The organism is Paenibacillus agilis (assembly GCF_007786455.1).
Taxonomy (GTDB): Bacteria; Bacillota; Bacilli; order Paenibacillales; family Paenibacillaceae; genus Paenibacillus_B; species Paenibacillus_B agilis.
In genome coordinates, this window is record NZ_VNJK01000001.1 from 3380963 (window position 1) to 3395705 (window position 14743).

The window sequence follows — 14743 nt, forward strand, 5'->3', positions numbered from 1 at the left end:
CAGTGATTCATTTTCCATGGGGCAACTCACGGCATTCCGTGCATTCTATAAGTAGGATGTCCAGACAGGAAGGAGAATGCTCGTGTCACATCTAACGTCAGAACAATTACAGCACCTGAAACGTGAACTTACGTCAGAACAAGCTGATCTGGAACGAAGACTGCATCAAAATGATCAATATAATTTGGCAGATTCTCTTAAGGAAACAACAGGTGAACTTTCTACGATCGATAATCACCCAGCCGATGTTGCATCCGAAATTTATGAACGTGAGAAAGATATCTCTTTATTAGAGCATCATGAAATTCAGCTAGAACGTATTGAAACGGCATTGAAACTAATGGAAAAAGGCACATACGGTACCTGTGTTGTATGCGGTCAACCTATACCTTACGAGCGATTAGAAGCCATACCTTCAACGATGTACTGTGTCAAAGACTGCCCTGAGCAAGTCATTTCCCAAAATCGTCCCGTAGAAGAGGAATTTCTCACTCCTCCATTTGGTCGCACAAGCTTAGACGAGCGCGAGGAACAGAATGGATTCGACGGTGAAGATGCTTGGCAAATCGTAGAAGCATGGGGCACTTCCGACAGCCCAGCCATGCATGAAGAAACTGATCTGGACAGTTATGACCGTATCATGATTGAAGCATCCGAAGAAATTGATGGCTGTGTCGAATCTTTTGAAAGCTTTGTCGCAACCGATATAACAGGTAAATTTGTTTCCGTTGTTCGCAACCGTCAATACGCTCGCTATATGGATACAGGCGAAGGCGAGCCACTTTTAGAGCCTGACCGTTACTATGATTAAGATTAAACACCCCAATTTATAATCAATACATTTTCGAATCCAGTTGGGATTGAACAATACGAACGATATCAGCAATAAAGTCCCCGATAAGAGGGAGATTCAGTGCACCAAGCCATTGAAGAACATAAAGCAGCAATACCGTAACGAACGTGATTCCGATAACAACACCTACACCGCGTGCTACACCTGCAACAAAATTAACCCATAGCAAACGGGGCATACTCAACATTAACTCTGTATATTCAAGCATTCTAGAGCGCTCAAATTGTAAAGTTATTTTCTGCAGCAATGCATGCATACCTTCAATAATTTCACGATCCGATTTATTTTTGTCGTCCAAGCATTCTTTCAATTGTTCCATATCAACTTCAACACGCTCAACTGTACGTTTTCTTTTCTTCATGATGGATTAGGCCTCCTACTCAAACAGATACGTCAACAGGTCCCTTTTTCAAACAAAAGAGCGTCGACAATTGCGAGATTATTCGCACGGTCGACGCTCTCCTTTATCCGTAAAACGTAAGGCTTCCGCTCGCACCACTAGTGTTGCTCACTCGAACCTAACTTATGCCTATTACTGAATGTGAACACCAATCGTCTTCGTTCCGAGGTCTACGGATTCCATTTGTTCATTCTGACCAAACGAAAGCTCTGCCACGAGTACATTGTCACGCAACGTACCTTCAAAGGCAACGATAGCAGCTTGCAATTCCTCATCGACATGAAGAACGATGTTTACGCGTTTCTCGATTGGCAAATCGAGCTTTTTACGCGTATCTTGAATCGCACGAACAACTTCACGAACCCAGCCTTCTTGCTCAAGCTCTGGTGTAATATCCGTGTTCAATGCTACCGTCATTTTGTATCCAGAAGCAGCAGCGAAACCTTCTTTAGCCTTCTTCTCAATAAGAAGTTCCTCTTCTGTCAGCTCAAGAACTTCGCCTTCTGCTGTTGTGAATTGGAACTGACCACTTTGAACCACTTGACGAGCTTGCTCTGCGCCCATGGAACGAAGCTCATTTTGCAACGGACCAACATGCTTGCCGTACTTCTTGCCCGCTACTTTCAAGTTCAATTTCAAGCTGAAATCTACAAATCCGTTATCGCTGTTTTCAATGCGAATTTGCTTCACATTGATCTCATCTTTGATTACTTCTTCGTAGCCAGCTAGATCGAACTCGCGATCCATCGATACGATTAGCTCAGAAAGCGGTTGACGCGTCTTGATGCTCGTTTCATTACGCACGTTACGAGCCAACTCAACGATTTGACGAGCTGTTTCCATATCGCGCTCAAGCTCTGCATCAATAATAGATGCATCAGCTGCTGGATATCCAGCCAAGTGAACACTTTCTTCTGCTCCGCCAAGATTGCCGTAAATATCTTCAGCAACCATAGGAGCGTAAGGTGCAATGAGACGGGATAGCGTCAAGAGCACTTCACGAAGCGTTTGATAAGCAGACAATTTGTCATCTGTCATCTCACTGCCCCAGAAGCGGTCACGAGAACGGCGAATGTACCAGTTGCTAAGCTCATCAACATAGCTTTCAATCGCTTTAGCCGGGTTAAGGAAGTCGTTCGCTTCCAAGCCTTTCGCTACAGAAGTAACGAGCGTCTGTAAACGGGACAAAATCCAACGGTCAAGCTTATTCTCGGAAGTACGAGCTGCATATGCCTGTGGATCGTAGTTATCGATTGTCGCATACAACGCATAGAAAGCATGCGTGTTCACTAGCGTATCAATTACTTTAGACTTCGCTTCTGCAACGATCTGCTTCGAGAAGCGCTTCGAGTTCCACGGTGCACTGTCAGACAATAGCGCCCAACGGAATGCGTCTGTACCGAACTCATTAATGATTTCCCAAGGATCGATAACGTTACCTTTGGATTTGGACATCTTTTGTCCGTTCTCATCCAAGATATGTCCTGTAGCGATAACTGCTTTGTACGGAGCAACGCCTTTGTACAACGTCGCAACTGCTAGCAAGCTGTAGAACCAGCCACGCGTCTGATCGATTCCTTCACAGATAATATCTGCTGGGAATTGCTGCTCGAACTTCTGCTCATCACCGAACGGATGATGATGCTGGGCAAATGGCATTGAACCGCTATCGAACCAAACGTCGATAACTTCAGATGTACGCTCCATTGTACCGCCTTCACAATGAGGGCAGTGCAATTTCACTGCATCTACATACGGCTTGTGCAGCTCCAAGTCCTCTGCAATTGGGTCAACAGAACGAGCACGCAAGTCAGCATGGCTCTCAGGTGCATATTGCTCATCACAAGATGAACACACCCACACGTTAAGCGGAGTTCCCCAGTAACGATTACGGCTAATGTTCCAATCCACCAAATCTTCCAAGAAGTTTCCGAAGCGGCCTTCACGAATATGACCAGGGTACCAGTCGACCTTGCTGTTATTTTCAATTAATAAGTCTTTAACCGCTGTCGTCTGAATGAACCAAGATTCTGTCGCATAGTAGAGCAACGGCGATTTACAACGCCAGCAGAATGGATAGCTGTGCTCGTATTTCTCTTTGCTGAACAGAAGACCTTTTTCAGACAACATTTTCACGATATCAATATCGCAATCTTTAACGAAACGACCTGCCATGTCGGTTACTTCTTCCGTATAACGGCCATGTGAATCAACAACGCTGAAGAAAGTGATTCCGTTCTCACGGCATGCACGGTTATCGTCTTCACCATGAGCAGGAGCCATATGAACGATACCCGTACCGCTTGCATCTGTAACAAAGTCAGCACCGACAATGAAATGACCTTTAGCAGGCTTCACATAACCAAATGGCGGTTGATACGTCTTATTGATAAACTCAGAGCCTTTATGCTCGGATACGATCTCATACTCGCCAGACATTACATTCTCAACGAGGTTTTTCGCCATGATGTACACTTCGCCATCTTGCTTCACACGCACATAATCCATAGCTGGATTCATTGCGAGCGCAGCATGGGCAGGAAGTGTCCATGGCGTTGTTGTCCATGCAAGTACATAGTCGCCTGAATCATCAAGCTTGAACTTCACAGTAGCAGACAAGTCTTTTACCGTTTCATAACCTTGTGCCACTTCATGCGAACTCAACGTCGTTTGACAGCAAGGACAGTACGGGCTTACACGGTGACCACGGTACAGCAAGCCCTTCTTATGAATCGTAGATAGAATGTGCCATACACTCTCGATATATTTGTTATCAAGCGTAATGTACGGATTGTCCAAGTCAGTCCAATAAGCGATTGCTTCTGTCAATTCACGCCATTTATGCTCATATTCAAATACGCTGTCTTTACATTTTTGAATAAATGCTTCCACACCGTAATTTTCAATTTCTTGTTTGCCGGAAATGCCTAGCTGCTTCTCTACACCCAACTCTACAGGAAGACCATGCGTGTCCCAACCTGCTTTACGTTGAACATTGTAGCCTGACATCGTCTTATAACGACAAATGAAGTCCTTAATAACACGTCCAAGCACATGCCCAATATGAGGTGCACCATTCGCTGTAGGAGGCCCTTCATAAAATACAAAGCTCGGCTTGCCTTGACGGTTTTCAATCGTCTTTTTAAATGTATCTTCGCGATTCCACTTCTCCAAAATGCGGAGTTCACGTTCTCTAGCTCGTTCTTTGACGTCAACTTTCTTCATCTTCCTCATCCTTTCTTCTCTATACAGAATCACTGTCGACAGCCGATTCATCCAAAGCCAAGGCCAAAAACACCAAAAAACCCCGTCCCATAAAGGGACGAGGTTGACTCGCGTTACCACCCTTGTTCTATCCGTGTACAGACGACATATTAGTCATCGGCAATATTGCCCGGATAGCACTCTGAAGTATCTTCGCCTAGTGCAAAGATACAGTCGGATAACGGCCGACAGCCGATTAAGCTTACTCTACGTACATTCAGCTTAATATCTCAGGGATGATGTCCACATGCGGTTCATTCATCGGTTCTCAGCTACCCCGACTCTCTGATTGAATAAACGGATGCATTGGTGCGTTCCCGTCGCTGATTGTTAATCATCATATTTAGATTATTACTATGTTATATCGTGTTTTGAACAAAAAGTCAATGCAGCTTACTTGCTAGCTTAACATAGCAATCCGCCCGTCTACTTTGCTCAAATTAATACTCTTCTCTGTTCACTTCTGCGCGCTCCAGTGCTTCCCAGCCGTCTTGGCTGAGCAGCTCAAGCTGAGCTTCGACCAAAGTACGGAAACGAGCACGGTAAATAGAAGCCTGCTTCTTCAGCTCTTCTACTTCCAATGCGATTTTGCGTGACTTGGCAAGTGCATCATTTACAATGCGATCTGCGTTTTTCTCAGCTTCCTTAACAATGAGCTGAGACTCTTTCTTCGCATTGCTTTTTACATCATCCGCTGCTTCCTGAGCAACAATGATCGTTTTACTCAACGTTTCTTCAAGATTCGAGAAATGATTAAGCTTGTCTTGCAAGCTTTGAGCATGGTTATGAATTTCCTTATTTTCTTTAATAAGTGCTTCATAATCTTTAATAATCTGATCTAAAAATTCGTTTACTGCATCCTCATCGTAACCGCGAAGCTTACGCGGAAACTCTTTATTATGTATATCCAATGGCGTCAAAGGCATTGCATGCACCTCCTTATAAATGTCGAACCTATCTTATTGATGTTATGAAATATACGCCCGACAGCTGCGTCGAATGGCAGAAAGTCATTATTTAATGTTGTTTTATTGGAAAAGGGAAGGAGCTATACACTCCGATGATGTGAAGATCACATTGTACGCTTACTGATACGTTCCCACCATCACGCGCATACGCCCCTTTTTCGATACCCCTTCTATTTCAAGCACTTTGAATCGACCAAAGCCTTGTAAAGAAACAACATCTCCCGCCGTCAACGGAACAGAAGGATTTTCTTCTACTTTCCAATTGACTTTACAACGACCATTTTTAATCGGAGCTGTTATCTTCGCACGACTCAACCGGAATACGTCGCTCGCAATTCCATCAAGTCGCATCGATGCAACCGATATCGTAAATGGCTTCCACTCTTGCCCGGTGACACGTAGTTCGGTCAAAGGAACTAAATCCGTTAATACCGGCACACGATGTACCTGTCTCAAGTGAGTGTCTAGAAATGAAGCAATATCCTCCGTTACCAATACATGAGCACCAGCATCACTCGTATGAATATCACCAATTTTATCTCGCTTAATACCGAGTCCAAGCAATGCTCCCAAATAGTCACCATGCTCCAACTCACTCATCCGTTGATCGGATGAGGAGATAGAAAGCACAGTCATGTCCATGGGCTCTGCCTCTACATAAACATATTCAGGAGCTATGATTGCTCGGCATCGTTCAGCACCTTCATGACCACCATCAATACGCAGCGCTACGTCATTTCTACGATTAACTAACGTACGGACAATGTATGCCTGTCTCGGATCTAGAAAGTCCGTTAAGCGGACTTCATGACGCTCTACTGCTCGTATAATCCATTCTGATGCGCGATCTACGAATGGTCGCTCATCAGGATGGAAATGAACTTTAATCTGCTCACTCATATTATCGTTGTCCTACAAAATATATGTGATTACTGTAATTAAGCCAATTCGTACAAATTCCAATACGAACAAAGCCACAATTGGTGTAATATCGAGCACTCCACCAATCGGCGGAATAATGCGACGGAAAATAGATAGATAAGGCTCAACAATCTTACCTATAATTTCACCGATGAAGCTAGATCTTACATTCGGTACCCAAGACATAAGAACGTAAATAATAACGAGCCACCAGTAAATCTGGAATAAATATTGAACGTACTCTACTATAGTTACTTCTAATGACGACAAATTAAGCTCACCTCGATTGCTTGTATTCCATATCTTCAGCGAACATTTCTGCGATGGAGCCTTGGATCTCTACATTTTCAGGCACACAGAGAAAGATATTGCTCCCCAGCTTAGAAATGTTCCCACTTAAAGCATACACTGTTCCGCTCAAAAAATCGATAATTCGAAGCGCCTGATCCGTCCGAACCCTCTGTAAATTAATGACAACAGAGCGTCTTGAGCGAAGATGATCCGCAATTTCTTGAGCTTCATCATACGAACGCGGTTCACACAATACTACCTTGGAACCTTTTTGAGTATGAATGCTTACAACATTTGATGCCTTGGCTTTTCTAGGTTCAAATGTCGGAGCCTCTATTTCCTGCTCATATTCCTCAGCGTGCTCTTCCCTCTCTCGATCACGATCGCGATCTGCATAATCGTATTCTTCGTCCTGCACACTGAACATATTTAATATCCGGTTCATAACTCCCATACTAATCCCCTTCCTGCCCAACTAGGATGGAACCGAGTCGAACCCATGATGCACCTTCTTCGATAGCAACCTCGAAATCGTTAGACATCCCCATGGACAAATGCTGTAATGGTATACTGCGTGTCTCATTTAATTCGTTGCGCAATTGGCGCAAGCTGCGAAATACAGGGCGTGTCTCTTCTGGTTCTGCTTCATACGGAGCCATCGTCATTAAGCCGATCGGTTCAATATGCGGATACTGACTTAGCTTATCCAGAAATGGTTTGACCTCATCCGGAGCTAGACCATGCTTGGATACTTCTCCCGATACATTAACTTGTATAAAGCAACGTACCGTTATATCCAGTGCTTGTGCCTGCTTCTCTATCGCTTCCGCCAAGGACACACGATCCAACGAATGGATATAATCAAACTTCCCCACAATATCCTTTGCTTTTTTCGATTGCAAGCTTCCTATAAAGTGCCAGCAAGCCTCTTCACGAAACTCATTCCATTTCGCTTCAGCATGATGCCAGCGGTTCTCACCAATATGTTTTAATCCGGCATGGATAACACGACCTGTCATGTCCAGCGATACGTACTTCGTCACCGCTACAACATGAACATCCTCACGCCGTCTCCCGCTGCGCTCACAAGCAGCTACAATACGACGCTCTACTTCTTCCATGCGCTGCAGTAATGTCATAGTTTCATCCCTTCTTCCAGCCAATCCAACTTGCCATGCGTCCCGTTCCTCCACCTTCTATACGGTGAGAATAAAACCATTGCGTATGACAACCGGTACACCATGTAGTACATTCGATATGACTGCTCAAAATTCCTGCTTGAATCAACAATTGTCGATTGATTTCACGCAAATCCAGCATAGCTCGTCCTTCATTTGTCGGCTTTAGTGCAGCATTTGCCTCTTCCGGCAAACTACGCAGCATTTGCTGTATAGGATGTATTACCCTTTCATCGACTTCATAACAACATGCACCAATGGATGGGCCAATTGCAGCTCGAATATTACTTAGCTCTGAACCATATGTACGCTGCATTGCTTCTACGGTACGTTCAGCAATTTTGCCTACTGTCCCTTTCCACCCAGCATGCGCAACACCAATTGCACGAGTGATTGGATCGACAAATAGCAGCGGCACACAATCAGCATAGAAAGACGTAAGCCAGATACCAGTTTCGTTCGTTATAAGTGCATCCGAATCCGGTATCGCATCTTCACGCTCAAGCCTTCCCCTTCCCTTATCCGCTGCCTTCACTACATATACATCTTGCCCATGTACTTGCTCCGCACATGTCCAAGCATTAAATGGCATATTTACAACTGATGCCAGCCTCTTTCTATTTTCCACAACATGACTAGGATCATCCTGAACGTGTAGGGCACAATTTAATGAATCCCGGCCGCCCTGGCTCACTCCGCCACGTCTGGTCGTAAAGCCTGCTGTCAACTCAGGCATGTCAGACGTCCATTTTTTCAACTCTAGAACTGCAGGTTCTCCAGCATCTAAATCATGATTAGTTTTACTATCTATTATCTCTTCTGTACGTTGCTTATGTTTGAACTGAAAAGGTTCCATCATCTCACCTCTTCGATACAGTGTAACACACTATGAAGGGCTGCGTCTCATATCAAGATATGCATTCCCTACATGCCTAAGTTCGGAAAGTTACTGCCTGACTTTCAGACTCATCCGCTTTTTGCAGCTGATGCTGCTCTAATTTTACTAGTACAACATCCGCACCTATTTTTACAATGTTGCGCCATGGAATAACTAACTCATTTCCACTGCCAAACAATCCGAACAACTTGCTATAATTCGGCACAACGATGGCATCAATTCGCCCTTGCTTCAGATCAAGCTCCAGATCGCTAATTTGTCCAAGTTTCTTGCCATCTACAATATTGATAACATCCTTTGTTTGGAAGTCTGAAATTTTCATTATTGTCACATCCCATCTGTAAAGTTCCGTTATGCTAGTATATGTGCCATATGAGCAAAATGCCCTATTGTTCGCATATAACTTGTGTAGATGATTAGAAACAGGGATTAAGACTCCCCCCATCAAAATGAAATTAGAAAAAGCCGCTCCAGTCCTTTATAGACCGAAGCAGCTTTTATGGATCTTACAGCGCTATTCAATTATGGATTACGTACGGACGTGCTTCTGCATTTGATTAATAGCAGATTTCTCAAGTCGAGATACTTGCGCTTGTGAAATACCGATTTCATCTGCTACTTCCATTTGCGTCTTTCCTTCAAAGAAGCGCATGGAGAGAATCATTTTCTCTCGTTCATTCAACTTGCGCATCGCTTCTCTCAGTGCTATTTCTTCAATCCAGGATACATCTTTATTTTTATCATCACTGATTTGATCCATCACATAAATAGGATCGCCACCATCGTGATAGATCGGCTCGAATAAAGAGACTGGATCTTGAATCGCATCCAATGCAAATACGACATCTTCTTTAGGGACATTAAGGGCCTCTGATATTTCATTGATCGTCGGTTCACGTGCATTCATATTCGTTAACGAGTCGCGGACTTGCAGTGCCTTGTAGGCGATATCCCGCAAGCTTCTGGATACCCGAATCGGATTGTTGTCACGCAAATAACGCCTAATTTCTCCAATTATCATCGGTACGGCATAAGTGGAGAACTTTACATTTTGACCGAGATCAAAGTTATCGATGGCTTTCATGAGGCCGATGCATCCCACTTGGAACAAATCATCAACAAACTCACCCCGATTGTTAAAGCGTTGTATCACGCTCAATACCAATCGTAAGTTACCGTTGACCAGCTTTTCTCGAGCGGATAGCTCATTACGCTGTTGCAGGGCCACGAACAATTCTCTCATTTCGGCATTCGTAAGCACGGGCAACTTAGATGTATCTACACCGCAAATTTCGACTTTGTTACGGGTCATTCGCGACTACCTCCCAAGGAGAAACATTAATGTACATTATCTCCTTGAGGTGCTTTTTTATTCCTGAAAATGTATCTCATCATCCAAGTCAGCTCATTCGAATTTTATACCATTTTGTTGAATTCTTTACGTAAACGCTTTATTATCCGCTTTTCTAAGCGCGATATGTAGGACTGTGAAATGCCGAGAAGATCTGCAACATCTTTTTGTGTCTTCTCTTCTCCGTCTGACAATCCGAATCTCAATTCCATAATGAGACGCTCACGATCACTAAGTTTGTCCAACGCTTTATGCAGCAATTTTCGGTCTACTTGATCCTCAATATTTTTATATATCGTATCGTTCTCCGTCCCAAGAACATCAGACAATAATAACTCATTGCCATCCCAATCAATATTCAGCGGCTCATCGAAAGATACTTCTGTTCGCGTCTTGCTATTTCGACGCAAGTACATTAATATTTCATTTTCAATACAACGTGAAGCATACGTGGCCAGCTTTATTTTTTTCTCAGGATCAAATGTGTTTACCGCTTTAATTAACCCGATTGCGCCTATAGATACAAGATCTTCAATATGAATCCCTGTATTCTCAAATTTACGGGCAATGTAGACAACAAGGCGCAAGTTACGCTCAATGAGCATAGCTCGAATAGCCGAATCACCACTGGACAGCCGTCCCAACAAATATTCTTCCTCTTCACGCGTTAACGGCGGGGGAAGTGCTTCACTGCCACCAATATAATAAACATCAGCTCGTTTGAGACCTAAAAATAATAATAGTCGGTACATATTGATTTTGACGATCATTTTCCACTTCAATTGCATTGCTTTTCCCCCTTTATCCTCATAGGATGTAAAACATACGCCCATCTAGAATGCAGCTTACAGCTAGGAAGCCTTATGAGCTGATTCAATTTCACTCTTACTCGCAGCTGGCTGAAGTAATGATTCTTCCAATAACTCCGGATGAATAATAGCTTGAAACCGACGTTCCTGAGAGAGATTTTCTCCCTCTAATCCAATTACGACTTTCTTCGTCGCATAACAACGCTCACCATGTTTCAATCGAATATGGTCTGGACGGAAACCAAGCATCCAACTATTGGACTGGTTTACTGCACGATAGGGAAGCAGCCTCATCCGACTCTCATCAAATATACTTTCATTGACCCGTTCCGTATCAGCAAATCCGCCCATCTTTTCCATAACACTTCCACTCTTCACAATTTCCTTCCAATGAAGTGGTAGAACATCCTCCCATAGTGATACATCCATTACGATAACAGGGGTCCCTGACAGCGGCTCTTTCAATCCATTGCCCGTATCAATAAGTCCCGTACATGTACGGGTAATTGGACCAATAACGACTTCCAATTCCACACTGTACGATTCGTGATGAACTTGCTGCTTACGCTCTCCCCAAGCCAGTTTATAAATAAGCAAGGCAAATACGAGCCCAAACACAATGATCGCTCCTCCATTAGGCAATTCTTGTCTAGAAGCCCAATCCGAGGCAGCAGCAAACATCGTCCAACTGGAGACATCTTTCCATAAGTATTGGACGCCAAATGCGCCACCAGCGATGACAAAAGCATGAAAATAGAATGCGCCTAAATTTCGTACCAAATTGCCAAAAGATTGATATCCAAATGCAGTAACGAGCATACATATAGATAAAAGCACTTTTCCACCTATCGTTACGAGGAACGGTACCGTCGGAAAAAATAATACTCCTGCATAGACCGTTCCAAGTGCAGCCGCCCCCAACATACGAAACGTAGAGGCTCGTATGCTGCGCATGCGGGCCGTCAGCGCCAGCAATGTCCAATCCAATATGAAATTCGTGACAAAAATAATGTCAGCATATATGACGGTCAACGCACTCCCTCCTTACTGTCCCGCCATCAGTCAAGTAGGTTAGTTTAAGTATAAATACAGGGTTATCCGAAGTCTGTCTAATGTTGGTTGTGGGAAAGCCACTTTTTTTGTCGAGCTTCAGGTGTAATTATTGGGGGAACAACGCTTCGAGTACATATTGAGAATGGATCGATTAGCTTAAATAACAAAGAAGCCCAGTGTCTGGATACACTGGGCTTCTTCCTATCTGCCTATCATTACCTTATAGCGTTGTAAAAGGCAATTATTCGTTGTTGTTACGCGAGCGATTACGCAAGAAAGTCGGGATATCAAGTTGATCTCCCGTCGGTTGATTACCAAACGGACGCAAGGAAGCAGAACGGTTTTCCTGTGGATCTTGAGCTGTTGGTGTAGAAGGTCGACGAATAGGCGCTGCTGTAGGAGTTGGTCTATGCTCAAATCCTGTCGCAATAACCGTAACTTTGATATCGTCCTTCATATTCTCATCGATGATCGCACCGAAAATCATATTCACTTCTGGGTCAGATGCTTCTGTAACGATCTCTGCAGCTTCATTCACTTCGTACAAAGATAGATTCGCACCACCCGTAATATTCATAATGACGCCACGAGCACCATCGATTGAAGTTTCAAGCAACGGGCTCATGATTGCTTTACGAGCTGCTTCTGTAGCACGGTTTTCACCGTTTGCAATTCCGATACCCATAAGTGCGGAACCACGCTCAGTCATAATCGTTTTTACGTCAGCAAAGTCAAGGTTGATAAGACCAGGTACAGCGATCAAATCAGAAATACCTTGTACCGCTTGAAGTAGAACGTTGTCTGCTTGACGGAATGCTTCCATCATCGGCGTCTTCTTGTCAACGATCTCTAGCAAACGATCATTTGGAATAACGATAAGTGTATCTACTTTTTCTTTAAGAGCTTCGATACCAAGATCAGCATGCGTAGAACGCTTGCGTCCTTCAAAAGTAAATGGACGAGTTACGACACCAACAGTAAGTGCACCGCACTCTTTAGCGATCTCAGCAATAACTGGCGCAGCACCCGTACCTGTACCGCCGCCCATTCCAGCCGTGACAAATACCATGTCAGCGCCTTTTAGCGTGTTCATGATAAGCTCGCGGGATTCTTCCGCCGCTTTCTTTCCTACTTCAGGATTAGCACCTGCACCTAATCCACGAGTAAGCTTGTCCCCGATCTGAAGCTTGTGCTCAGACTTTGCATAGTGAAGAGCCTGTGCATCCGTATTTACGGTAATAAATTCAACGCCCTTTACACCGTTGTCGATCATTCGGTTCACAGCATTGCTGCCGCCTCCCCCAACACCGATAACTTTAATTTGGGCTAGATGTTCCATTTCAAATTCAAATTCCAACATGAGTCCTCCATCTCCCCTTCATTGTGCATGGACGGCATGAAGTCAATTACTTAGGATTATTTTAATTAGATAAATTCGCTGAACATATTTTTCATTCGTTCGATAAATCCTGGTTTACTTGCCGTCTCCGCAGGAGCCGCCTTGCGCGGGGATGGTTTCTTAGCTCCCCCACTATTGTTGCTGCGCGGGCGAATCGAGCGCATTACATGATGCAGGACACCTACACCACTTACGAATCCAGGATCTCTTACTCCGATAAAGTCAGGTATCGCGATACGTACCGATGTTTGAAGCTCTGCTTGCGCAGCCTTCAGTACACCAGGCATCGAAACCGTACCGCCCGATAAGATATACCCACCCGGGAGGTCATCGAATCCTAATCTTTTCACTTCATTCTTGACCAAATGGAAAATTTCCTGCACACGCGGTTCGATGATATTCGCCAAAAATACTTGGTTAAATTCTTTCTCCACGTTGCTACCGATACGTGTTACTTTGAAAGTCGTTTCTTCCAACGCTTCGTCAATCCAAGCGCAACCGAATTTCAACTTCACCTTCTCGGCTTGGTCAGACATCGTACGCAATCCGTAAGCAATGTCATTCGTTACAAAGTCTCCACCAATTGGAAGCGTAGATGTCGCAGTCAACGTACCTTCCTGGAATACAGAAATAGTCGTTGCTCCAGCACCTACATCCACAAGTACAGAGCCCATAACCTTTTCGTCCTTGGATAATGCCAACTGTCCGCCGGACAATGGCATTAACACTAAATCTTTAACATGCAAGCCCGCTTTTTCCACACATCTCAGCAGGTTATGTATCGCGGTCTTTGCACCGGTTACAATCGTAGCATCTACTTCAAGGCGAACGCCAATCATACCACGAGGATCGTGGATATCATGGAGCCCATCTACAACATACTGCTTAGCAACTACGTCAATAATTTCCCGCTCTGGAGGCAATGCAATTACTTCTGCAGCCTTCAGAACACGTACTATATCTTCTTCACCTATTTCACGATCTTCATTGGACACCGCCACTACACCGTGACTAGATTGCAGCCCGATATGATTACCAGTTATTCCAACATACACTTCCGATATTTCAATACCGACCATGCGCTCTGCATGTTCGATCGCATTGCGAATCGAGTGCACAGTTTGATCAATATCTACAATCGCACCTTTGCGAATTCCCTCAGATTCAGCTGAACCGACGCCAATGATTTGCAGCGTTCCGTTGTTAATTTCGCCGATGATAGCGCGTACTTTGGATGTACCGATGTCCAAACTCACAATGATGTCATTGCTGCTCAAGCCGTGGCACCTCCCATTTCAAGTCAATTGTTGTATTTCCCAGATTATTATACACTCTATTCAACGCCAACAAGTCATTCC

At 44.1% G+C, this 14743-nt stretch carries 15 protein-coding genes and 1 other annotated feature; of the genes, 1 reads left to right on the forward strand and 14 read right to left on the reverse strand.

All coding sequences use genetic code 11. The features are described from left to right. The first annotated feature begins 82 nt into the window (after nt 1–82). Nucleotides 83–811 carry a TraR/DksA C4-type zinc finger protein gene (locus tag FPZ44_RS14960; RefSeq protein ID WP_144991346.1) on the forward strand — a complete coding sequence of 243 codons (729 nt, stop codon included), beginning with the start codon at nt 83–85 and terminating at the stop codon, nt 809–811. Nucleotides 812–833: 22 nt separating this feature from the next. Here the strand turns inward: FPZ44_RS14960 and FPZ44_RS14965 are convergent, their stop codons facing one another. The 14 genes from FPZ44_RS14965 to ftsA form a co-directional block, all read right to left on the reverse strand. Beyond that, a complete protein-coding gene (locus FPZ44_RS14965; RefSeq protein ID WP_261378334.1) occupies nt 834–1214 on the reverse strand; it encodes a DUF5665 domain-containing protein in 381 nt (126 codons plus the stop codon). A gap of 171 nt (nt 1215–1385) precedes the next feature. Then, on the reverse strand, nt 1386–4478 hold the full coding sequence (gene ileS / locus FPZ44_RS14970) for an isoleucine--tRNA ligase (RefSeq protein WP_144991347.1): 3093 nt from the start codon (nt 4476–4478) through the stop codon (nt 1386–1388). Nucleotides 4479–4568: 90 nt separating this feature from the next. Beyond that, nucleotides 4569–4850 (reverse strand) — a binding site (T-box leader). Between the two features lie 107 nt (nt 4851–4957). Then, nucleotides 4958–5443 carry a DivIVA domain-containing protein gene (locus FPZ44_RS14975; RefSeq protein ID WP_144991348.1) on the reverse strand — a complete coding sequence of 162 codons (486 nt, stop codon included), beginning with the start codon at nt 5441–5443 and terminating at the stop codon, nt 4958–4960. A 159-nt stretch (nt 5444–5602) separates the two neighbouring features. Continuing rightward, entirely contained in the window at nt 5603–6385 is a 783-nt protein-coding gene (locus tag FPZ44_RS14980) for a YlmH family RNA-binding protein (protein ID WP_144991349.1), read from the reverse strand. 12 nt (nt 6386–6397) lie between these two features. Then, nucleotides 6398–6676, reverse strand: coding sequence for a YggT family protein (locus tag FPZ44_RS14985; RefSeq protein WP_144991350.1), 279 nt, complete (start codon nt 6674–6676; stop codon nt 6398–6400). A gap of 7 nt (nt 6677–6683) precedes the next feature. Next, nucleotides 6684–7151 carry a cell division protein SepF gene (locus FPZ44_RS14990; RefSeq protein WP_144991351.1) on the reverse strand — a complete coding sequence of 156 codons (468 nt, stop codon included), beginning with the start codon at nt 7149–7151 and terminating at the stop codon, nt 6684–6686. A gap of 1 nt (nt 7152) precedes the next feature. Continuing rightward, a complete protein-coding gene (locus FPZ44_RS14995; RefSeq protein WP_144991352.1) occupies nt 7153–7836 on the reverse strand; it encodes a YggS family pyridoxal phosphate-dependent enzyme in 684 nt (227 codons plus the stop codon). Between the two features lie 4 nt (nt 7837–7840). Beyond that, nucleotides 7841–8731 (reverse strand): peptidoglycan editing factor PgeF, encoded by an 891-nt coding sequence (gene pgeF, locus FPZ44_RS15000; protein WP_418789180.1) that lies wholly within the window; start codon nt 8729–8731, stop codon nt 7841–7843. Nucleotides 8732–8807: 76 nt separating this feature from the next. Further along, on the reverse strand, nt 8808–9095 hold the full coding sequence (locus FPZ44_RS15005; RefSeq protein ID WP_144991354.1) for a YlmC/YmxH family sporulation protein: 288 nt from the start codon (nt 9093–9095) through the stop codon (nt 8808–8810). Nucleotides 9096–9302: 207 nt separating this feature from the next. Further along, nucleotides 9303–10085, reverse strand: a complete 783-nt coding sequence (gene sigG, locus FPZ44_RS15010) for an RNA polymerase sporulation sigma factor SigG (RefSeq protein WP_144991355.1) — start codon at nt 10083–10085, stop codon at nt 9303–9305. 104 nt (nt 10086–10189) lie between these two features. Further along, nucleotides 10190–10912 (reverse strand): RNA polymerase sporulation sigma factor SigE, encoded by a 723-nt coding sequence (sigE, locus tag FPZ44_RS15015; protein ID WP_144991356.1) that lies wholly within the window; start codon nt 10910–10912, stop codon nt 10190–10192. Nucleotides 10913–10975: 63 nt separating this feature from the next. Then, complete coding sequence (gene spoIIGA, locus FPZ44_RS15020) at nt 10976–11965, reverse strand: sigma-E processing peptidase SpoIIGA (RefSeq protein ID WP_144991357.1); 990 nt, start codon at nt 11963–11965, stop codon at nt 10976–10978. 262 nt (nt 11966–12227) lie between these two features. Then, nucleotides 12228–13346: a cell division protein FtsZ gene (ftsZ, locus tag FPZ44_RS15025; RefSeq protein ID WP_144991358.1), complete on the reverse strand. Its 1119-nt coding sequence runs from the start codon at nt 13344–13346 to the stop codon at nt 12228–12230. 65 nt (nt 13347–13411) lie between these two features. Then, nucleotides 13412–14662: a cell division protein FtsA gene (ftsA, locus tag FPZ44_RS15030; RefSeq protein ID WP_144991359.1), complete on the reverse strand. Its 1251-nt coding sequence runs from the start codon at nt 14660–14662 to the stop codon at nt 13412–13414. Nucleotides 14663–14743: the final 81 nt, after the last annotated feature.

Bases quoted from the DNA above. Each gene is read 5' to 3' on its own strand.
- ileS (WP_144991347.1), bottom strand. From the start codon at position 4,478: ATGAAGAAAGTTGACGTCAAAGAACGAGCTAGAGAACGTGAACTCCGC.
- sigG (WP_144991355.1), bottom strand. From the start codon at position 10,085: ATGACCCGTAACAAAGTCGAAATTTGCGGTGTAGATACATCTAAGTTG.
- FPZ44_RS14990 (WP_144991351.1), bottom strand. From the start codon at position 7,151: ATGGGAGTTATGAACCGGATATTAAATATGTTCAGTGTGCAGGACGAA.
- FPZ44_RS15005 (WP_144991354.1), bottom strand. From the start codon at position 9,095: ATGAAAATTTCAGACTTCCAAACAAAGGATGTTATCAATATTGTAGAT.
- FPZ44_RS14965 (WP_261378334.1), bottom strand. From the start codon at position 1,214: ATGAAGAAAAGAAAACGTACAGTTGAGCGTGTTGAAGTTGATATGGAA.
- FPZ44_RS14975 (WP_144991348.1), bottom strand. From the start codon at position 5,443: ATGCCTTTGACGCCATTGGATATACATAATAAAGAGTTTCCGCGTAAG.
- sigE (WP_144991356.1), bottom strand. From the start codon at position 10,912: ATGCAATTGAAGTGGAAAATGATCGTCAAAATCAATATGTACCGACTA.
- FPZ44_RS14980 (WP_144991349.1), bottom strand. From the start codon at position 6,385: ATGAGTGAGCAGATTAAAGTTCATTTCCATCCTGATGAGCGACCATTC.
- FPZ44_RS14995 (WP_144991352.1), bottom strand. From the start codon at position 7,836: ATGACATTACTGCAGCGCATGGAAGAAGTAGAGCGTCGTATTGTAGCT.
- pgeF (WP_418789180.1), bottom strand. From the start codon at position 8,731: ATGGAACCTTTTCAGTTCAAACATAAGCAACGTACAGAAGAGATAATA.
- ftsZ (WP_144991358.1), bottom strand. From the start codon at position 13,346: ATGTTGGAATTTGAATTTGAAATGGAACATCTAGCCCAAATTAAAGTT.